Source organism: Arthrobacter vasquezii, assembly GCF_029455255.1.
Classification (GTDB): domain Bacteria; phylum Actinomycetota; class Actinomycetes; order Actinomycetales; family Micrococcaceae; genus Arthrobacter_D; species Arthrobacter_D parietis.
The window spans coordinates 1-18,768 of record NZ_JAROKN010000054.1 but is presented as its reverse complement, the minus strand read 5'-3'; the positions used below and the strand labels follow the sequence as shown (position 1 = coordinate 18,768).

The 18,768-nt window shown below is 64.2% G+C and carries 19 protein-coding genes and 3 pseudogenes; 10 read left to right on the top strand and 12 right to left on the bottom strand.

Features of this window, described 5'->3' with window-relative positions:
* Nucleotides 1-714, bottom strand: a 714-nt coding sequence (locus tag P4U43_RS14750; RefSeq protein ID WP_277359410.1) for a class II aldolase/adducin family protein, incomplete at its 3' end; no start/stop codon positions are given.
* A 2-nt stretch (nucleotides 715-716) separates the two neighbouring features.
* A complete protein-coding gene (gene rhaI, locus P4U43_RS14745; RefSeq protein ID WP_277359409.1) occupies nucleotides 717-1,883 on the bottom strand; it encodes an L-rhamnose isomerase in 1,167 nt (388 codons plus the stop codon).
* A gap of 251 nt (nucleotides 1,884-2,134) precedes the next feature.
* Here rhaI and P4U43_RS14740 point away from each other — a divergent pair, with 251 nt between their 5' ends.
* The 7 genes from P4U43_RS14740 (at nucleotide 2,135) to P4U43_RS14710 (ending at nucleotide 10,711) form a co-directional block, all read left to right on the top strand.
* Entirely contained in the window at nucleotides 2,135-3,133 is a 999-nt protein-coding gene (locus P4U43_RS14740; protein WP_277359408.1) for a LacI family DNA-binding transcriptional regulator, read from the top strand.
* 155 nt (nucleotides 3,134-3,288) lie between these two features.
* A complete protein-coding gene (locus P4U43_RS14735; protein ID WP_277359407.1) occupies nucleotides 3,289-3,630 on the top strand; it encodes an L-rhamnose mutarotase in 342 nt (113 codons plus the stop codon).
* A gap of 97 nt (nucleotides 3,631-3,727) precedes the next feature.
* On the top strand, nucleotides 3,728-4,816 hold the full coding sequence (locus P4U43_RS14730; RefSeq protein ID WP_277359406.1) for a Gfo/Idh/MocA family protein: 1,089 nt from the start codon (nucleotides 3,728-3,730) through the stop codon (nucleotides 4,814-4,816).
* A complete protein-coding gene (locus tag P4U43_RS14725; RefSeq protein ID WP_277359405.1) occupies nucleotides 4,813-5,763 on the top strand; it encodes a glycoside hydrolase family protein in 951 nt (316 codons plus the stop codon). Before P4U43_RS14730 ends, P4U43_RS14725 begins: the two co-directional genes overlap by 4 nt.
* 170 nt (nucleotides 5,764-5,933) lie before the next feature.
* Nucleotides 5,934-7,076, top strand: coding sequence for a ThuA domain-containing protein (locus P4U43_RS14720; protein ID WP_277359404.1), 1,143 nt, complete (start codon nucleotides 5,934-5,936; stop codon nucleotides 7,074-7,076).
* Nucleotides 7,077-7,234: 158 nt separating this feature from the next.
* Nucleotides 7,235-7,942: a hypothetical protein gene (locus tag P4U43_RS14715; protein WP_277359403.1), complete on the top strand. Its 708-nt coding sequence runs from the start codon at nucleotides 7,235-7,237 to the stop codon at nucleotides 7,940-7,942.
* Between the two features lie 204 nt (nucleotides 7,943-8,146).
* Nucleotides 8,147-10,711, top strand: coding sequence for a rhamnogalacturonan lyase (locus P4U43_RS14710; RefSeq protein WP_277359402.1), 2,565 nt, complete (start codon nucleotides 8,147-8,149; stop codon nucleotides 10,709-10,711).
* A 155-nt stretch (nucleotides 10,712-10,866) separates the two neighbouring features.
* On the opposite strand, the gene P4U43_RS14705 is transcribed toward P4U43_RS14710, so the two are convergent.
* The gene (locus P4U43_RS14705; protein WP_277359401.1) at nucleotides 10,867-11,637 is read right to left on the bottom strand and encodes an isocitrate lyase/PEP mutase family protein; all 771 of its coding nucleotides are present in this window, start codon (nucleotides 11,635-11,637) and stop codon (nucleotides 10,867-10,869) included.
* An 80-nt stretch (nucleotides 11,638-11,717) separates the two neighbouring features.
* Here P4U43_RS14705 and P4U43_RS14700 point away from each other — a divergent pair, with 80 nt between their 5' ends.
* Nucleotides 11,718-11,930, top strand: coding sequence for a DUF5996 family protein (locus tag P4U43_RS14700; RefSeq protein ID WP_277359400.1), 213 nt, complete (start codon nucleotides 11,718-11,720; stop codon nucleotides 11,928-11,930).
* A 44-nt stretch (nucleotides 11,931-11,974) separates the two neighbouring features.
* On the opposite strand, the gene P4U43_RS14695 is transcribed toward P4U43_RS14700, so the two are convergent.
* The 5 genes and pseudogenes from P4U43_RS14695 to P4U43_RS14675 all read right to left on the bottom strand — a co-directional run bounded on the left by P4U43_RS14695 (nucleotide 11,975) and on the right by P4U43_RS14675 (nucleotide 15,366).
* Nucleotides 11,975-12,382 carry a DUF302 domain-containing protein gene (locus tag P4U43_RS14695; protein WP_277359399.1) on the bottom strand — a complete coding sequence of 136 codons (408 nt, stop codon included), beginning with the start codon at nucleotides 12,380-12,382 and terminating at the stop codon, nucleotides 11,975-11,977.
* 35 nt (nucleotides 12,383-12,417) lie between these two features.
* Nucleotides 12,418-13,403, bottom strand: a pseudogene (locus P4U43_RS14690) (rhodanese-like domain-containing protein); the annotation flags it as partial.
* A 28-nt stretch (nucleotides 13,404-13,431) separates the two neighbouring features.
* On the bottom strand, nucleotides 13,432-14,316 hold the full coding sequence (locus P4U43_RS14685; RefSeq protein WP_277359398.1) for a sulfite exporter TauE/SafE family protein: 885 nt from the start codon (nucleotides 14,314-14,316) through the stop codon (nucleotides 13,432-13,434).
* Between the two features lie 59 nt (nucleotides 14,317-14,375).
* The gene (locus P4U43_RS14680; RefSeq protein WP_277359397.1) at nucleotides 14,376-14,675 is read right to left on the bottom strand and encodes a rhodanese-like domain-containing protein; all 300 of its coding nucleotides are present in this window, start codon (nucleotides 14,673-14,675) and stop codon (nucleotides 14,376-14,378) included.
* A 100-nt stretch (nucleotides 14,676-14,775) separates the two neighbouring features.
* Nucleotides 14,776-15,366, bottom strand: coding sequence for a rhodanese-like domain-containing protein (locus P4U43_RS14675; RefSeq protein ID WP_277359396.1), 591 nt, complete (start codon nucleotides 15,364-15,366; stop codon nucleotides 14,776-14,778).
* A 128-nt stretch (nucleotides 15,367-15,494) separates the two neighbouring features.
* On the opposite strand from P4U43_RS14675, the gene P4U43_RS14670 reads away from it, so the two are divergent.
* Complete coding sequence (locus tag P4U43_RS14670; protein ID WP_277359395.1) at nucleotides 15,495-15,752, top strand: metal-sensitive transcriptional regulator; 258 nt, start codon at nucleotides 15,495-15,497, stop codon at nucleotides 15,750-15,752.
* A 100-nt stretch (nucleotides 15,753-15,852) separates the two neighbouring features.
* Here P4U43_RS14670 and P4U43_RS14665 read toward each other — a convergent pair.
* The 3 genes and pseudogenes from P4U43_RS14665 to P4U43_RS18030 form a co-directional block, all read right to left on the bottom strand.
* Nucleotides 15,853-16,086: pseudogene (locus tag P4U43_RS14665) on the bottom strand (hypothetical protein); the annotation flags it as partial.
* Nucleotides 16,087-16,109: 23 nt separating this feature from the next.
* Nucleotides 16,110-17,519, bottom strand: coding sequence for an MBL fold metallo-hydrolase (locus P4U43_RS14660; protein ID WP_277359394.1), 1,410 nt, complete (start codon nucleotides 17,517-17,519; stop codon nucleotides 16,110-16,112).
* A gap of 156 nt (nucleotides 17,520-17,675) precedes the next feature.
* On the bottom strand, nucleotides 17,676-17,843 hold the full coding sequence (locus P4U43_RS18030; RefSeq protein WP_318533038.1) for a hypothetical protein: 168 nt from the start codon (nucleotides 17,841-17,843) through the stop codon (nucleotides 17,676-17,678).
* A 30-nt stretch (nucleotides 17,844-17,873) separates the two neighbouring features.
* On the opposite strand from P4U43_RS18030, the gene P4U43_RS14650 reads away from it, so the two are divergent.
* Nucleotides 17,874-18,224 carry a DsrE family protein gene (locus P4U43_RS14650; RefSeq protein WP_277359392.1) on the top strand — a complete coding sequence of 117 codons (351 nt, stop codon included), beginning with the start codon at nucleotides 17,874-17,876 and terminating at the stop codon, nucleotides 18,222-18,224.
* Nucleotides 18,225-18,313: 89 nt separating this feature from the next.
* Here P4U43_RS14650 and P4U43_RS14645 read toward each other — a convergent pair.
* A pseudogene (locus P4U43_RS14645) lies at nucleotides 18,314-18,768 on the bottom strand (hypothetical protein); the annotation flags it as partial.

The following is an 18,768-nucleotide window of genomic DNA, read 5'->3' as shown; positions in this document are numbered from 1 at the left end:
GGCCTTCGCGCGGCGCGCCTCAGGCGAGAGCGCGGCGTAGCCGTCGAGGGGCTCACCGAACGCCTTTGGGTTTCCGTTCTCCGTGATGTAGCGCTCGGCGGTTTCGATCATCCACAGTGAATTGTTCTCGGCCTCGTCGGAGGTTTCGCCCCACGCGGTGATGCCGTGCCCGCCAAGGATGGTGCCTACGGCCTGCGGGTTTTCGGCCTTGATCGCGGCGATGTCCAGGCCGAGCTGGAAGCCCGGGCGCCGCCAGGGCACCCACACCACCTTGTCGCCGAAGATCTTTTCGGTGAGTGCTTCGCCGTCGACCGCCGTGGCGATCGCGATGCCTGAGTCCGGGTGCAGGTGGTCAACGTGTGCGGCGTCGACGAGGCCGTGCATGGCGGTATCGATGGAAGGTGCCGCGCCGCCCTTGCCGTGCAGGGTGTAATTGAACGCCGCGACCATCTCGTCCTCGCGGTCAAGGCCAGGGTAGACGTTGGTCAGGGCACGGAGACGGTCGAGGCGGAGTACGGCCAGACCCTGTTCCTTAAGGGTGCCGAGGTCACCGCCGGAGCCCTTTACCCACAACAGCTCGACGTTCTCGCCGGTGACGGGGTCGGTGTCGCTGCCCTTGGCCGAGGTGTTGCCGCCGGCGTAGTTCGTGTTGCGTTTGTCCGCACCGAGCCGGTTGGAGCGGTTGATGAGGTCCTGAACGGTTTGGTTAGTCATGGTTACGCGCCCCATCCTGCCTGCTGTCCGCCCTCACGGTCAGCGTTGATGATTTCCTGGTAGCCGCTGGCCGTGTAGGCAGCCATGGGGTCCGCGGGAAGTCCGCGGGATTCACGCCACTGGGCGAGTGCCGGACGGACGTCGGTGTAGAAGGCGTCCATGAACAGTGCATGGGCTCCGAGGACGTCGCCCGCTTCCTGCGCCTTGGTCAACGACTCCCGGTCAACGAGCAGCGCGCGGGCCGTCATCTCCTGCACATTGAGGACAGAGCGGATCTGGCCGGGGATCTTCTCTTCGAGGTTGTGGCACTGGTCCAGCATCAGCGCCACGTTGGCAGCCGGGTCGAGGGCGCCGCCGCGAGCCACCTCGTACATGATGCGGAACAGCTGGAACGGATCCGCTGCCCCCACGATCAGGTCATCATCCGCGTAGAAGCGCGAGTTGAAGTCGAAGGATCCGAGCTTTCCGAGGCGGATCAGCTGCGCCACGATGAACTCGATGTTGGTGCCGGGAGCGTGGTGGCCCGTGTCGAGGCAGACCATGGCCTTTTCACCGAGGGCCAGGGTGTGGGCGTAGGAAGTTCCCCAGTCAGGGACGTCGGTGTGGTAGAACGCCGGTTCGAAGAACTTGTACTCGAGAACCATGCGCTGGTCATCACCGAGGCGCTCGTAAACCTTTTGCAGGGAATCATGCAGCCAGTCCTGGCGTGAGCGCATGTCGCCCTGGCCGGGGTAGTTGGTGCCGTCAGCCAGCCAGATCTTCAGGTCCTGTGAACCGGTGACGTTCATGACGTCGATGCACTCGTACATGTGGTCGAGGGCCTTGTTGCGAACGGCGGCGTCGCTGTGGGTCAGGGACCCGAACTTGTAGATGTCATCCTGGAACGTGTTGCTGTTGATGGTGCCCAGCGTGATGCCGAGGCCCTGCGCAAAGTCAGAAAGCGCGCCGTAATTTTCCACCTTGTCCCAGGGAATGTGCAAGGCAACGGAGGGCGCAAGGCCGGTCAGCTCGTTAACCTTGGCGGCGTCGGCGATCTTCTCCTGCACAGTGCGCGGAGTGCCGGGAGTCTGAAATACCTTGAAGCGGGTTCCGGAATTGCCGTAAGCCCAGGACGGCACCTCAATAGCGAGGTTCTCCAGGGTTGGCGTTATGCGGCTCAGGTCAACCATTACTTCTCTCCATTTACAGCTGCCGGCTGCAAGCCCGCGCGCATCGTCGTTGTTTTGCACTGACTTTTCACTAGGCCTGAAGGAGGCGGCGGTGACGGTCAGGAGATGAATCAGATATTGAATCGATTCATTAGTACGTTTCAAAGGTATCCTTGGCGATAAGTGGTGTCAAGCATTCTCGTGAAGAGTGCAGATTTTCGTCCACCGCTTGTCTACAGCCCGTCACTTCCAGGAATCGAGGGTCTGCCCGGATGGTCAGTATCAAAGACGTTGCCGACCAGGCGCAGGTTGCCGTGGGCACAGTATCGAACGTGCTCAACAACCCGGACCGCGTAGCTGAAAAGACCCGTGAGCGGGTGCTCAGCGTCATCTCGGAACTGGGCTTCGTGCGCAATGATGCCGCTCGCCAGCTCCGTGCCGGGCTCAGCCGCACCATTGGGCTCATCGTCCTCGACGTCAGTAATCCGTTCTTCTCTTCGCTGGCGCGCGCCGCCGAAGACCGGGCGGCGGAGTCGGACAGCACCGTGCTGCTGGGGGATAGTGGGCATGACGCCGGCCGCGAAAGCCGCTATCTCGATGTGTTCGAGCAGCAGCGAGTCAAGGGTGTCCTGATTTCGCCGGTAGGTAACGTCGATTCCCGGCTCGAACAGCTGCGCGCTCACGGCGTGCCCGTGGTTTTGGTGGACCGGGTGGACCCGCAGCGCCGGGTCAGTTCAGTGTCAGTGGATGATGTCGCCGGCGGTTACATGGCGGTGAAGCACATGCTCTCGCGCGGGCGGCGGCGCATCGCGTTCATCGGAGCGTCCACCGACATCCAACAGGTGGCGGACCGTCTGGCCGGAGCGCAGCAGGCTGTGGAGGAGTACCCGGATGCCGAGCTCGAGGTAGTGGAAGCCGCCGCAATGACCGTGCTGGCGGGGCGTGCAGCCGGTGAACTCCTTGCGGAGCGCGGCAGGGAAGGCCTGCCGGACGGCATTTTTTGCGCCAACGATCTGCTGGCCATCGGCGTGATGCAGGCTGTGCTGCTTATCCGCGGGTTGCGGATTCCGGAGGACCTCGCGCTGATCGGCTACGACGACATCGATTTCGCCCAGTCTGCGGTTGTTCCGCTGTCCACAGTGCGGCGGCCAACGGAGCTGATGGGGCGCACCGCCGTCGAACTGTTGCTTGAAGCGATTGATCGGACCTCACCCGAAAGCCGGCAGGTCATCTTCCAGCCCGAGCTGGTCAGCCGGGGGAGCACCCTCTAGCCCTTCCTCCTTCGTGAACTTTTGTGCAGCTCCGGCGAGTCCGACGCCGGTTTGAGTCACCGTAGGTGCGCAAAAGTTGCGGGCAGGCGAGCTCCTTGGCAAGTCGCAGTGGTAGCATCCATGAAACGATTCATACCCGCTCGACGAGGAGAACTATGGAACGCGTCTGCTTCCAGTTGCAGGTGAAGCCCGACCGCCTTGAGGAGTACAAGGAGCGCCATGCCGCCGTCTGGCCGGACATGCTCCGCGCCCTCAAGGACACCGGCTGGAACAACTACTCGCTCTTCCTCCGGCCGGATGGCCTCCTGATCGGGTACGTCGAGTCGGATGACCTCGCCGCAGCCCAGCGCGCTATGGCCGAGACCGACGTCAATGCCCGATGGCAGGCCGAGATGGGCGAGTTCTTCGTGGAGCTCGACGGCCGGCCGGACGAAGGATTTGTGAGGATCGAGGAGGTCTTTCACCTCGAGGACCAGCTCGACGCCCACGCCGAATGATCATCAGCCCGCAAAGTAGCCGGAAAATGGCAGGTTCGCCGGGAAGACCCCACGAACGTGCCACGCACCGGCGATCCTGACTCGAAAGGTCCCTCCAATGACCCGCATCCTCCGCGCTGCCGTCCTCGGCACCGGCGCCGTGGCGCACCTCCATGCCGAGGCGCTTGCCGCGATCGACGGCGTCACTGCGGTTGCTTCAGCCGACCCCAGCGAGGAGCGGGTCCGTGACTTCAACGCCCGGCACGGAATCGCAGCCGGGTACGGCACCCTGGAGGAGCTGTTGGCCAAGGAGGCTGTCGACGTCGTGCATATCTGCACTCCGCCGGCGGGACACGCGGAACAGACCAAAGCAGCGTTCGACGCCGGTGCTCACGTCATCGCCGAAAAGCCACCTGCGCTCTCCCTCGCAGAGGTGGACGCCATGCAGTCGGACGCGGTGGCGGCAGACCGCAAGCTGGCCGTCGTCTTTCAGCAGCGAACCGGCACGGCCGCCGCTCATATCCGGAACCTGCTGCAGTCGGGTGAACTGGGCAGGCCGCTGACCGCTGTCTGCCACACGCACTGGTACCGCGGTCCCGAGTACTTCGACGTGCCGTGGCGCGGAACGTGGGAGACCGAGGGTGGCGGCACCACGCTGAGCCACGGCATTCACCAGATCGACCTGCTCGCCTACCTGCTCGGCGAGTGGAGCTCGGTGTCCGGCCAGCTGTTCCGGCTTGACCGGGAGTTGGAGACCGAGGACACCTCGTGCGGCGTCGTCGTCTTCGAGTGCGGCGCCGTCGCGTCGGTTCTGAGCACTGTGCTCGCGCCGCGGGAGTCGAGCCTGATCCGCATCGACACGGAGCACGCCACCATCGAGCTCGAGCACCTCTATGGCCACAACCACGCGAGCTGGAAGCTGACGCCGGCCCGCCACATCAGTGCGGAACGGTCGGCGTCGTGGGCGCTGCCGTCGAATGAGGTGCCGAGCGGGCACGATGCGCTCTTGTCCGAGGTCTACGAATCACTTCTTGCCGGGGCCGATGTCCCGCCGGTCGCCGCTGATCCTGCACGTGCTATCGAGATTGTTGCTGCCCTCTACGCATCGGCCGGGCGGGGTGCTCCCGTAACCCGCGGGGAACTCGCTGCGCCAGACTTTCGCGGGAGCATGCGCGCTCCCGTAACGGATCTGCGTCCCGGTCGGTGAGCGCACCGCTGCTCGCCGATCCGCTCGGCGGGCCGACTGATCCGTCGGTCATCCGCAACGAGCAGACCGGACAGTGGTGGATGTTTTACACCCAGCGGCGCCCCGCCGATTCGGGCGCGGGCGTCGAGTGGGTGCACGGCAGCCGGATTGGCACGGCCGTATCCGACGACGGCGCGCGCTGGCTCTACCGCGGTGTGGTCGACGGTCTCGACCCGGCTGGGGAGCCCGGCCCGAACACCCACTGGGCGCCCGAGGTCGCGTGGGACGGAACCCGCTACCACATGTACCTCACGTGGATCAGGGGCGTGCCTTCCACCTGGGCCGGCCATGAGCGGCGCATTGTGCATCTGGTCAGCGACGACCTCGAGCACTGGAAGCACCGGGGCTTCCTTGAGCTGAGTTCGAACTACGTGATCGATGCGGCCATCGCCCGGACCGCCGACGGTCTCCTACGCCTCTGTTACAAGGAAGAGGCGGAAGCATCCACTACCTACGCCGCTGTCAGTCCCGACTGGGACAACTGGTCCGTCGAAGGGCAGGTCATCGGTGGTGCGCCCCATGAGGGCCCGAACGTCTTCGAGCTGGGCGGGTTCTTCTGGATGATCGTGGACGAGTGGCGCGGCCAGCGCGTCTACCGTTCGGATGACGGTCTTTCCTGGTCGGTGCAGGGCTTGATCCTCGATTCGGCCGGCGTGCATCCGGAGGATAGGCAGGTAGGCAGGCATGCCGACGTCGTTGTTTGCGGTGTTGAAGCCGTTGCGTTCTATTTCACCCACCCGGAATGGGACGGAAGCAACGACGTCGAACTGCAGGCTGGCGCGCTGCGCCGGTCGGAGGTGCATCGGGCGCGGCTGTGGGTTGCGGCCGGCGTGCTGCTGTGTGACCGTGATGCGCCGGTAATTGCGTTGGGTCGACGCATGCCGGAAAGAAATATGCGGGACAAATAGCGCCAGAGGGTAGCTTTCCGGCGTAACAGGCGATTTACTGGCATTAAGTTGTTCGAATCAACAATCTCCAACGCCGTTCATGGTGAGGTAGGTGTTGAGCCGGCAGCTGATCCTGGTGCCCGTCCCCAGTGTTTCGGCGACTTAGGGCACAGCCACAACAAAGGAGCGCAATGAAGCGATACACCAGTAAGGCAGCCCTCGGAATACTTGGAGCGGCACTCGTTGTGCCGGCCCTGGCAACGGCTCCGGCGCAAGCCGAGTCCGCGCCGGTCCAGACCGAGGTGACTGAGGACTACGACGTCCTCGTTGTCGGCAAAACCACGGGCTTTCGTCACAGCAGCATCGATGAGGCGACTACGGCGATTATGGCCCTCGGCGACGCGAACGGTTTCAGCGTCGACGTCTGGGATCCGCCAACCTCGCCGAGAAACCAGGGGCAGCCTGACCGCACGCTGCCAAGCACACCGTTCACCAGCGCATCGGACCTTGCAAAGTACGAGACCATCGTCTTCGTTTCCACCGTCGATGGCACCAACAGCCTCAACCCTGCGACACCGACGCTGCTCGACGAGGGTGAACTGGAGGCGTTCCAGGGTTACATCCGCTCCGGCGGTGGCTTTGCCGGCGTCCATGCGGCAACGGATTCCATGCACACCGTTCCCTGGTACAGCGAACTCACCGGCGGGGGTGCGCGGTTTGTCAGCCATCCTGCCCAGCAAACAGCCGTTCAGGTAGTGGAAGACGGCACTCATCCTTCGACCGAGCACCTGTCAGGAACCTGGACGCGCTTCGACGAGTGGTACAACTTCAACCAGAGCCCCCGCGATGCCGTCCGTGTCCTCACCAACCTCGACGAAACCACGTACAACCCGGGCGGTAACGCCATGGGTTCCGACCACCCGCTGTCCTGGTGCCATAACTTTGAGTCCGCCCGCTCCTGGTACACCGGTGGCGGTCACACTGAGGCATCGTACGTTGACCCGGTCTTCCTCGAGCACCTGCTGGGCGGCATTGCGTGGTCAGCCGGAGCGGTGAACGGCGGCGGTGACTGCGTCACCTGGAATGAGGTCGAAACAACGACGGCGGACCTGCTCGCTGAAGGAGCTATTTCATCGAAGGCGGCAACCCAGATTGGAAAGCAGCTGGATAGGGCGCGGGCACTCGCCGAGGCCGGTTCGCATGACGATGCTGCGGAGAAGCTCAACGCGGCTGCCGCCCAGGTTCGGGCGCACGTCAACCGTGGCTCAGACGCCCACAGCTTGCTGCTCGGCAAGGTGCAGGACCTGCAGGTTTGGCAGAGCGAGTTGAAGTAACCCCGGCTTCCGCCGCGCTGGCCGCTGCGTAACGCGCCAGTTCGGCGGCATCGCCGATTATCCTCACGCAGCATGGCCGGAACTGGTTGCGCAGCATAGCCGCGCAACCAGTTCTGGCCGCACGTCGCTCATTCAACGTCGGAAGGTCATCGATCCTCTTGAGAAATTCACTCCGTCGCTCCCGCAAGGCGCGGGTCCTTACCGTCGCCGCCGCGGCCTCGGTCCTGATAGCCGTTACCGTTGTGCTCACCGTTGCACTTGCCGCAGGAGGTGCCGGTCCTTCTGAAGCCGGTCCTTCTGAAGCCGGTTCGCCCGAAGCCGGTTCCATCGAAGCGATAGCTGAACAATTGGCCGCGGGGCAGGAGCGCGAAAGGGCTGAGCTCATTGCCAATCTGGCCGAAGCAGCCGAAGAAGCCCAGGGACGGATGGCGCAGGTGCTGCAGGAACTCGCTGCCGCTGTACCGGTGCAGGAGGGCGAGGGTCCGGCCCCAGCCAGTGTCAGTGACGTGGACCGGTGGAACCACGAGTTGGCCCTTGCCGTGTCTGCATTGGAAACCGTCGAAGAAGGAACATCTGAACAGACGGTTGCGCGGGAGGCCTTCATCGGCGCCGCGCAGTTGCTCCTGTCGACGGCGGCTCACTATGAGCAGTTGCTGATAGCGCCCGCGGAGGAGCGGGTAGCGCTCACCGTCACGGTGGCTGAGCAACATGACGCGGCCGTGCGCCTATGGCAAGCCGGGGCAGCGCAGCTCGATACCCTCGCCGTAGAGTCAGGCGGCTCGCACGTACACCTTTTCCTGGCTCCGGATGGTGACCCCGACGCGGTCCCGGCGGAATTCCGGGAGCCCGAAGAGCCAGAGGAGTAGCCGCCTAACCACGCGGAGCTAATCCGCTCGTAAGCACACGGATGCGGGACGCAGGTCCGGTCGAATTTCGAGCCGTCAGCGGATTCAAACCAGATTGCCGCCCGGCGAACGGGAACCCCAGCACATCGACCTTGGAAAAACCTTGACCGGTCGCGAACCTTCACCTAGCGTTGAGAAAGCGCTTTCCGTTGAAAGGATTCAAAGATGAACCCGCGCCTTCGCGTCATCCCCGTACCCGCAACGCTCGCACTCAGTGCAGCCCTGATCGCCGGAGGTGGCGGCGTTCCAGCCGCTGCAGCTCCGGCCCCCGATGCCCAGGTAGGCATCCAGCTCGATCACCTCGACCGCGGCCTCGTTGCGGCAGCAACCTCCGAGGGAACCTTTCTCAGCTGGCGTCTTCTCGCCACGGAGGTCACCGGTGCCAATGGAACCGGCCAGACCGGCGCGGACTTCGCCGTCTACCGCAACGGCGAGAAGATCGCCACGGTCACCGACAGCACCAACTACCTTGACCCCGACGCGACGGAAGGGGCCACCTATCAGGTTGCCGCCGTCGTCGGCGGTGTGGAACTGCAGCGCAGTGAAGAAGTGGACCCCTGGGCACAGGGCTACACCGATATCCCGTTGCAGAAGCCGGCCGACGGCGTAACCCCCGCCGGTGAAAGCTACACCTACTCCGCGAATGACATGAGCCTTGGCGACGCGGACGGCGACGGCGACTACGAGTACGTAGTCAAGTGGGATCCCTCGAATTCGAAGGATGTCTCGCAGGTCGGGTACACCGGCAACACCTACATCGACACGTACACCATGGACGGAACGCTGCTCCATCGCATCGACCTCGGTGTCAACATCCGCTCCGGCGCCCATTACACGCAGTTCATGGTCTACGACTTCGACGGCGATGGCCGCACCGAGATGATGATGAAGACGGCGCCGGGCACCTCAGTCACGCAGTACACGGACGGTGTAGCCGGCGAGCCTGAGCACATCACGATGCCGGCCGATGACATCGCCGCCGGTTACAGCAACACCGACGATTACCGGAAGAGCGCGGCCGACTACTACGAGCACGTCGTGGACATGTTCGCCACCTGGCACGAGCACCCCGAGGTGGTCGCGGGCAACTGGCCCGCCACACTCGAGGAAGCGTTCGGCATCGAACAGCGCTACGAGTACCCGCTCTCCGACGCGGATGCGCGCGCCATGGCGGACTACTTCATGGATGTCTACGCGCCCAGCCGCAGCGGCAGGAACAACCTCCGCGCCTTCGAGGGCTTCATCCTCAGCGGCCCTGAATACCTGACCGTGTTCGACGGCGCCACTGGAGACGAGCTTCAGACAGTGGACTACGAGCCGGGCCGGCACGACGACGGTCTCATGTGGGGCGATTACGCTATGTCCCGCATCGAGCCGGGCAACCGTGTGGACCGCTTCCTCGCGGGCGTCGCCTACCTGGATGGCCAACGCCCGTCAGCCATTTTCGCCCGCGGCTACTACACCCGCTCCACCATCGCCGCCTACAACTGGGACGGCACGAACCTTTCCAAGGTCTGGAACGTGGACAGCGGCTGGACGCCGATGACAAACCCGTTCAATGACGGCCCGCACGGCCGCCTCGGCACCGACCCCGAGTTCGGTTCCATCACCACGCAGGGCTTCCACTCGCTCAGCGCCGCGGATGTGGACGGCGACGGCAAGCAGGAGATCGTCTACGGCTCAGCAACAATCGACGACGACGGCTCCCTCCTCTACAGCTCGTTCGACACCATGCCGGAAGGCAGTGCAACGCCGGGTGCCGAGACCGGCCTCGGTCACGGAGACGCGATGCACGTGACGGACATCGACCCGAACCGCCCCGGTCAGGAGATCTGGACGGTCCATGAGGGCGGACGGTTCGCCCCGTACGGTTCCGCCATGCGTGACGCCGCAACGGGCGAAGTGCTGTTCGGTGCGTACTCCGGCAAAGACACCGGCCGCGGCATGATCGGTGACGTGCGTTCCGATGTCGATGGCATTGAGGTCTGGGCGAGTATGCCGGGTGGCAGTGATGGCTCGGGCCTGCTGAGCTCCGACGGCGAGCAGCTGGAAGCCCGCACCCCCGGCACCAATATGAGCATCAAGTGGGCCGCGGACATGACCACGCAGCTCGTCAACCGTTCCGACGACGGATCACCCACCATTGACGATTGGACCCGCGGAACGCTGCTGAACGCGGAGGGCACCCTGACCAACAACGGCACCAAGGGCAACCCGGCGCTTGTGGCGGATGCTTTCGGTGACTGGCGTGAGGAACTGTTTGTCCGCACGGCCGACAGCTCCGCGATCCGTGTGTTCCTGAGCACCGAGGTCACCGACCACAAGCTCACCACCCTCATGCATGACCCGCAGTACCGAGCGGAGGTGGCCCGTCAGAACACCACGTACAACCAGCCGTCCTACACGAGCTACTACTTCGCATCCGACATGGACTTCGCCGACGTACCGGTTCCTGATGCCTGGACTCCAGGTCTCATCGGGTACCTGCAGGCCACGCTTGAGTCGTTCATCGAGAGCGGGGATGTCGCGGGACCGGTCGCGAAGCAGCTCCAGGCCTCACTGGCCCAGGCGCAGGAGGGTGTCGAGCAGGGCAACACGGCCAACGTCGGGAAGGCAATGGACCGCTTCACAAAGTTCCTGAACCAGGGCAAGAACCCCGACGTCGTGTCGGATAGCGCTCGCGCCGTCCTTGAGGACGGGGCACAGACGGTCCTCGGAATGGTGAGGTAAGCCAGGGCCAGGTTCCCGGAACTTTCGGGCAGATAAGGCGGGTTCAGCGCAGCTGAACCCGCCTTATCTGTGCAACACTTCCGTTTTCCAACGGTATTGCTCTGTGCTACGAAGCCGAGCCGTGGACGCTTGGTAGCCAGTCTCCCGTCGCTATTTCAATTGAGCGCGGGAGTGTCCTTCGGAATGACCCCGTTCGCATAGAGATCCTCGGCGATATTCTGCAGCGCGCGCAAAGCCACGCGTTGCGTGAGCGGGCCGTAGGAGATGCGAGCCACGCCCAGTGACTCGTACTCGGCGGCGGACAGCGCCCCCGGCAGGCCGATGACGCTGAGCTTGCGCTCTCCGAGACCGGCGACGAGGCGGTCGGTGGACTCCCGGTCCAGGACCCCGGGTACGAACACGAGGCTCGCGCCGGCGTCGAGGAAGGCTCTGCCGCGCTCGATCGCATCGTCGATGCTGTCGGAAAGGGGGCGATCACCGCCGCGCACGATCGCATCTGTGCGGGCATTCAGCTGGAAGGCCACACCCTCCTGCTCCGCAACCCGCACGATGGCCTCTACGTTGGCGACCGCCTCGGCCAGCGGAACCAGTCGGTCCTCGACGTTCGCGCCGACGACGCCGACTCCGATCGCTTGGCGGACGGACTCGCCTGGGTCTCCGAAACCGGCGTCCAGATCGGCGGTCACCGGCAGGTCGGTCGCTTGCACGATCCGAGCCAAGGCAGACAGCGCAAGATCGAAAGGAATGGTGCCATCCGAGAATCCGTGACTTGCCGCGATCGAGTGCCCGGCGGTAGCTATTGCGCGGGTTTCGGGCAGGTCAGCAACGGCTCGGGCGCTAATTGCGTCCCAAACGTTGACGACACGGAGAATTTCGGGGGCTTCGTGCAGGGCCTTCAGTGAACTGGCCTTCTCAGCGGTTGTCATGATGGTGACTCTACTTGAGCGGCGGCGCCCCGCACCGTCGACGTATGGGTGGAGTGAGCCGGCCTGGGGATAGTGAGTCCGTGTCCCTGCGTCCGGGTGCTTTCTACAGCTCCGAGTACCGCCAGTTCCTGTTGCCGTACGAAGCTGTGCGCAGCGCTGAGGATCCGGACCGCATGGTGAGCGAATTCCTTCACTCCACCTACCAGGCTGCCGCCGATGGTGCCGGCTGGGACCGCGAGGCCTTGGAGGACCATCCTGACCGGTGGCGTGATGAGCAGCCTCGCCGCCGCTGACCCTCCGGGAGGAGAGCAGCCTACGTGACTCGCAGCTGCTTTGCTCAGCTGGCGATGTTGTTGAGGGCTCTTGTGAGGCGTTCGTCGGCGTCGTTGGCAACGTCGCGTATTGCTTCGGAGTCGCTGACCTTGACCATGGTTTGGGGGTCGATTGTTTCGATAGTTGTTTCGGTGTCCTCGGGTGCACGCCGCACAACGACGTTGCAGGGGAGGAGGGCGCCGAGTTGGGGTTCTGCGGTGATGCCGCGTTGCGCCAGCTTTGGGTTGCAGGCACCGAGAATGATGTAGTCCCCGACCGCGTCCCCGGCTTCCTGTCCAAGCTTTTTGGTGAAGGTAGCACGGACGTCGATTTCAGTGAGTACGCCGAACCCTTCTTGTGAGAGCGCTTCCCTGGTGCGTTCAACAGCGTCTTTCCAAGGGAGGCTGGAGGTGATGGAGTGTGTGTAGGCCATAAGTTTCTCCTGGCTGGTTGAGATGGATGCGTGGGTTAACGGCTCATGGGCAGAGCAGCTTTTTCGGCGTCGTCGAACATGCCGTCGATGTGAACGACGTCCTTGCCTGCCCGTTGCAGCAGGCTGGCGGCAACTGATGCCCGGTAGCCGGATCCGCAGTGGACCCACAGCTTCCGATTCGGGAGATCGTCCATGCGGTGCAGCAACTCGTGCAGGGGAACGTTGACCGCCCCTTCGATGTGCTGTGTGTCGTATTCGTCGGTGCGGCGCACGTCGACAATGACGTCTTCCTGCTCTGAACGGTCCGAATGGACCTCTTCCCAACTCACACTCGGGTAGGAGTTCCGTGCGGCGTTGGGGGCAAGAGCTGCCGGGTCGGTGCCGAGGGCGATATCGGGTTGATCGATGCCGATGCGGGAGAGATCACGGATTGCGTTTTCAACGTCGTCGCGGTCACCGACGAGCGTGAGCTTCCGGTCCCACGGCAGGACCCAACCGAGGAACGTGGTGAAGTTCGATCCGTCGCCGTATTCGAAGCTGGCGCTGCCGTGCAGGTGGTCGCGTGCGAAGGCAATCCTATTGCGCAGGTCGATCACCCATTCGCCGTGTTCGAGTCTGGCGGACAGTTCTTCGGTGTTCACGGGCTGGGGCACATCGAGGTGTGCGGGGCCGGGGCCAGCGGTGTTCGCAGGCCCCATGTGGGCGTAATAGGACGGGTAGGCGCTGAGGTTGTCGATCAACTCCTGAACGAATGAGCTTCATCCTGATCAGTAAGGGCATGGTTACTCTGGACTTGTTCGCCGACGGTTGAGGAGTCGGCTCCGCTTGCTGGGCCCGAGGAGCAGAAGGACCCAAAACCGTGGGTGGGGTAAAGGCCCGCGTCCGGAGTGGCTTCCTCCACCAGACGGCGCACTGACGCGTACTGAGCGTGGGTCAACGGCACCGTGTCATCGTCGCTGACAAGGTCGGTCCTGCCGACGGATCCGTAGAGCAGACTCCCGTCGGAGAACACAGCCTGCCGGTCCTCCTGCCCCTAACGGTTGGGCTGTTCAGTGTGCTTCGGCAGTGCGCCGGTTCAGGGGTGTGCGTAGAGGGCAGTGCGGCAGGAAGAACCAGCAGGCTGCGGCGGCGACCGCGAGGATGCCTGCGGTGACTGCGAGGGCGCTGCCCCACGGGTCGGGGAGTTCCTGGACAAGGACGAAGACGCCCATGACGAGGACGAAGATCCCGAACCCCTTCCGGAGGGCTGCTTCGGGGATCCGGCCGGCCAGGCGGGATCCGATGAGTGATCCCAGCACGGCGGCGGCTGTCACGGCTGCGATGAGGCCCCAGTCGAGGGTGACGGTGGTGAGGTATCCGGCGAGCCCGGCGAAGGATTTCAGGGCGATCACCACGAGGGAAGTTCCGACGGCGATGGGCATGGATAGACCGCCGAGCAAGGCCAGTGCGGGGACAACGAGGAAGCCGCCGCCTGCGCCGACCAGTCCGGTGACCAGACCGACGATGAGGCCTTCGACGATAACCTTGCCGATGGGTAGTTCCCCGTCGTTTGTGCTCGCGCGAGTCTTGCCTTTCCTGCCTCGGATCATGGCGATAGAGGTGGCGACCATCATGAGCGCGAAGGCGATCATGAGGATGGTGCCGGGGATGCGCCCGCCGAGGAGGCCGCCGCCGAAGGCGCCGGCCATTCCGGCGGCTCCGAAGATCAGGCCGGTGCGCCATTTCACCCGGCCCTTGCGGGCATGGTCGATGGCGCTGACCGCTGAGGTCACCCCGACCACGAAGAGCGAGGCTGCGATTGCTTCCTTGGCGTCGAGGCCTGCGACGTAGGTCAGGATGGGTACGGTCAGGATGGATCCGCCGCCGCCGAGCAGGCCGAGCGAAAGACCGATCACCACGGAGAGCAATACGGTCGCGAGCAGAGCAACGCTCATGGGGTTGTCCTTTCAGGCAGCCAGGCAAGCAGGCAGACAGGTCGGTCGGTTGGTGCGTGTCAGCGCGTTGTTGGGAAGCCTTCGTGCTGCCAGTCGAGCATGCCGCCGCCCATGGTGTCAGCGGTGTATCCGGCCGTGGTCAGGGCTTCGGCGACCCGGGCGCTGCGGTTGCCGCTGCGGCACACCACGATGACCGGACGGGCCTTGTCCAGTTCATCCAGGCGGGACATCAACTCCCCCATTGGGATGTGCAGGGCACCAGAGATCATGCCCTCCGCAAGTTCAAAGTCTTCTCGGACGTCGAGGATCTGGTCCTGGTCCCTGCGGGATTTCGCATCGTGAATGGTGATTTCAGCCATGGTGTGTTCCTTCTCCTGTCGGTTCAGGGATGGTGGTTCAGGGGTGTTGTTGGACCGTGTGCCCTGCCCGATGGGGGACAGGCAGGGCACACGGAGTCTTTTAGTTGCCGGCCGGGATCTGGTTGATCGCCGCGGCGGCGGTGGGTTCGCTGGCAGTCTTGTTCCACGGCATCTTCGACAGGGCGTTGCCCATGGCGCAGGTGTTGGTCGCCGCGGAGAACGTCAGTCCGGTGCCGATCGCCCCGGCCAGCAGGCGGAGCTTCGGCGAAACGAGTTTGCCGGCCAGCAGCCCCGCGATCACTAGGGATCCGGCCGTGAGGCGCACCTGGCGTTCCAGATCCCAGCGCTGTGCACTGCGGACTACGTCGCCGCCGGCGGCGGCAAAGCCGGGCACGCCCCCGCTCAGGATTAGTGCCGTATCGATACCGACTCCGCCCAGGCGTTGACGTGCCTGCTCGGCGCGGACGCCGGACTGGCAGACCAACACAACCCGTTGTCCGAGCCGTTCGGCCAGCTCATCGGTGTGCTCCGAGAGCAGTGGGAGCGGAACGTTGTAGGAGCCGCGGATATGCATGGTCTCGAATTCAGCGGCAGAGCGGACATCAACGATGATCAGGTCCTCATGCCGGCTGATCCAGTCGCGCAGGGTTTCAGGATCGAGGGCGGTCACGGTGGAGGTGCTGGAAGCCAAAGGTTTCCCTTTCGGATTTTGGATGGTTGATCTATCGGTATCAATTCTTCCACATACCCCCCAGGGTATGCAACAAACCCTAGGGGGTATACACTAAAGGGAAGGACTGTAACCCTCAGGAGGATCTTGTGCAGCTCGACACCACTGAACTCACGCCGGTCATCAACCGGCTCAAGCGCGCTACGGGACAGCTGACCGCGGTCACGCGCATGCTCGAGGAGGGTCGGGACTGCAAGGACGTCGTGACCCAGCTCGCGGCTGTATCCAAGGCTCTGGACCGTGCCGGGTTCGCGATCATCTCATCAGGCCTTGAACAGTGCATGGCTGAAGGCGGCAACAGCATGGACAAAAAAGACCTGGAGAAACTCTTCCTCGCTCTGGCCTGAGCAGGGTCTGGCCTGGCTGGCATCCCCGGTGCCTTTTTTGTTCCTGCCTCCGGCGGCGGGGCCGGGGCTGTCGAACGCGTTGGCTATGGCGCCGGCGGGTGGTGTAGCCGGTCAGGCCGAAGTCTTCGGCGGCGAGCAGGGGCAGCACGGTTTGCTGCTGGCCGACTACACCTCCAACGAGTGCGTTCACCGCGACAAGCAAACTGAACTGCGCGGCGTTTGCTCTCAGCCCGAGTGTGGCGGTACCGGCCAGATCATTGCTGCCATCAGTGCTCCAAAAGGTTGTCGAGGTGAGGGCACGGCAATGGGTCCGCGCATGAAGCAGCGGACCCATTGCCTGTCGGTGGAGTCAGCCGGTTAGCTGACCGAGGTTGATTCCTGAGAGGCGTTCCACGCTGCCCAGCCTGCGTAGCTTCCGTCGAGTTCGACGACGTCGTGCCCGGCGCGGCGCAGGGCGCTGGCCGCGACGGAGTTCCGGACCCCGCTCTGACAGAAGGTCACGATCGTGCCCTCGGAGGGGAGCTGGTCCTGGTGCCAGAGCACCCGACCGGCGCTGAGCTGGGCAGAACCCGGGATGCTGCCGGCGGCGTGTTCGGTTTTGTTCCGCACGTCGAGCAGCAGCGCTGCGCCGAAGTCCTCGAGGTCGCCGGGGGCGAGCACCTTCGGTGTGGTGATCGGCAGCCCGTCCAGGGTCGGGGTGAAACCGGTGACGTTGTCGATGCCGACACGTACCAGGTGATCCCACATGTCCTGGGCCGCTTCCTGGTCCGGGGCCAGCAGGACCAGCGGCCGGTCGTCGGTTTCCGGGTCGTACGCCCAGGCGCCGAAGCTGGCCATCTTGGTGCCGGCGGGGATGTTCAAGGCCCCGGTCACTGTTCCCTGGTGCACCTGATCGTTCGAGCGGGTGTCAACAAAGGTCACGCGGTCTTCCGTCAGGTCGCCGGCAAGTGCTTGATTATCCAGTTGCGGCAGGTCGCCACGGGGCCCCATCACGTCCGGGCCGAGACGGTTCTGCCGCTTCATCCGACCGAAGTAGGCGTGGGCATCGGGCTGTCCGTCGAGGAGTTCGCGGACGAAGCCTTCCTCGTCATTGGCTGCAAGGTACGGGCCCCACCATGCGTACAGGCGCTCGTAACCCACCGTCGTGGACGGGATTGCGCCCAATGCCTTGCCGCAGGCGCTACCCGAACCGTGGCCCGGGTAGACCTGCACATGATCAGGCAGGGTCAGAAACTTCTCCCGCAGGCTCGCGAAGAGCTGCTTCGCACCGACAAAACGGGTATCCAGCCCGCAGGCAGCCTCATCCAACAGGTCAGGCCGGCCCAGGTCGCCCGAGAAGACGAAGTCACCGGAGAGGAGGTAGCCGGGCTGGTCGCTGAACGCGCCGTCGGTGATCAGGAAGGCAAGGTGCTCGGGCGTATGCCCGGGAGTGTGCACCGCCTTGATCGTGATATTGCCGGACGTGATGGTGCTGCCGTCGTAGAGCCGCTCGGCGTCAAAACCGTACTGCCAGTCATTCCCACCCTCACCGGAAACGTACATGTCCGCCCCGGTCGCTTCCGCCAGTTCCCGCGTGCCTGAGAGGTAATCGGCGTGGATGTGGGTCTCGGTCACCGCAACAATCTTCATACCGTTGGCCGCAGCCAGCTCCTGGTACGTGGCTATATCGCGGCGGGCATCGACCACCACGGCTTCGCCCTTGGCCTGGCAGCCGATGAAGTAGCTCGCCTGGGCCAGGTCCTCGTCATAAATACGCTCAAGAAGCATGATCTTCCTTCCGATAGTCCGTTTCGATACCCGTGGGGGTATCGCTCTGGGATCAACAGTAATACCGAGGGGGGTATTCGCACAAGTGCCTGAGGAGTGGGGGTTAGATACCCTATGGGGTATCGTTAAGGAAGCTGATTCAACGGAAAGGGAACCTCAGATGTGTCGGACAACCACCTGCATGTATTGCCGCAGGACCACCTGGAGCGGATGCGGAAACCACGTCGACCAGGTCATGCGCGGCGTACCCAACAGTGAGCGCTGCACCTGCTCCACGGTCAACGGGCGCACCACCACACAGGAAAAAAGTTCCGGAGCCGGCACCTGGCTGAGTCGACTGTTCGGACGCTCAGCATGAGCGTGACAGCTGATTCGAAGGTGCTGGTCCTGCATCTGGCGGGATCGGGGCACGAGCCCTTCCCGGACCTCGCCACGGCCATGCGGGTCGCCGGAAACGCCGCGGCGGAGCTGCCCGACGTGGAGATCGAAGTTCTCGTCCAGGGCCCGAGCGTCGGTCAGCTCGTCGGAGACAAAGCGCTCGCCGAGATTCCGGGACCGTCAGTATCGGTCTATGCCTGCGGGAATAGCCTCCGGTCGGCCGGGATCGACCCTTCCGCCCTGCCCTCAGGGGTGAAGGTGATCCCCGCAGCCGTCGCGCACATCGCCCGCCGTCAGTTCGACGGCGCGGCCTACCTCCGGGTGTGACCGTATCGGGGTCCTGACCCCCGCGTGATGGAGCGATCCGGATTGCTCCATGTCTTGAGCCCTTACCGCTCCACGCGTCGTCGCGACCGTCAGACGTCGTTACGGGTGAACGCAGCGGCCCGGACTACGTCGTCGCTCTCCAGCCCCGCGCCCAGCGCTCCGCCCACGGTCGCCAGGGCTGCGGTGAGCAGGCTCAGCTGCGCGTACTCCGCCAGTCCCACAGACTCACCGACGACGGCGGCGAACACTCCCGCGTCGACCAGCAGCACCGCTGCCAGGAAAGACAGGACAAAAAGGGCCCCGAAGAAGGTCACCACACCGATCACTACGGTCGCCGTCGTCGCCAGATTGAACAGGGTGACCTGCTCCCGCTCGACCCTCCGGCGTGGACGCTCCCATAGGTCCGCGCCGATCATCAGGGTGAGCGTGACGGCACCGACCGCGAGCACGGTCAGCAGGATCAGACGAAGCGGACCGTAGGCGGTGGCCAGCAGCCAGAGGTCGCTCGTCGCGAGGGTCACCACGCCGGCGGCCGCCGCAGCCG

What these genes read in the sequence shown, in the direction of transcription:
- P4U43_RS14730 (WP_277359406.1), top strand. Translation starts at nt 3,728, where the DNA reads ATGACCCGCATCCTCCGCGCTGCCGTCCTCGGCACCGGCGCCGTGGCG.
- P4U43_RS14680 (WP_277359397.1), bottom strand. Translation starts at nt 14,675, where the DNA reads ATGGCTGAAATCACCATTCACGATGCGAAATCCCGCAGGGACCAGGAC.
- P4U43_RS14720 (WP_277359404.1), top strand. Translation starts at nt 5,934, where the DNA reads ATGAAGCGATACACCAGTAAGGCAGCCCTCGGAATACTTGGAGCGGCA.
- P4U43_RS14710 (WP_277359402.1), top strand. Translation starts at nt 8,147, where the DNA reads ATGAACCCGCGCCTTCGCGTCATCCCCGTACCCGCAACGCTCGCACTC.
- P4U43_RS14660 (WP_277359394.1), bottom strand. Translation starts at nt 17,519, where the DNA reads ATGCTTCTTGAGCGTATTTATGACGAGGACCTGGCCCAGGCGAGCTAC.
- P4U43_RS14695 (WP_277359399.1), bottom strand. Translation starts at nt 12,382, where the DNA reads ATGGCCTACACACACTCCATCACCTCCAGCCTCCCTTGGAAAGACGCT.
- P4U43_RS14685 (WP_277359398.1), bottom strand. Translation starts at nt 14,316, where the DNA reads ATGAGCGTTGCTCTGCTCGCGACCGTATTGCTCTCCGTGGTGATCGGT.
- P4U43_RS14650 (WP_277359392.1), top strand. Translation starts at nt 17,874, where the DNA reads ATGAGCGTGACAGCTGATTCGAAGGTGCTGGTCCTGCATCTGGCGGGA.
- P4U43_RS14735 (WP_277359407.1), top strand. Translation starts at nt 3,289, where the DNA reads ATGGAACGCGTCTGCTTCCAGTTGCAGGTGAAGCCCGACCGCCTTGAG.
- P4U43_RS14705 (WP_277359401.1), bottom strand. Translation starts at nt 11,637, where the DNA reads ATGACAACCGCTGAGAAGGCCAGTTCACTGAAGGCCCTGCACGAAGCC.
- rhaI (WP_277359409.1), bottom strand. Translation starts at nt 1,883, where the DNA reads ATGGTTGACCTGAGCCGCATAACGCCAACCCTGGAGAACCTCGCTATT.
- P4U43_RS14740 (WP_277359408.1), top strand. Translation starts at nt 2,135, where the DNA reads ATGGTCAGTATCAAAGACGTTGCCGACCAGGCGCAGGTTGCCGTGGGC.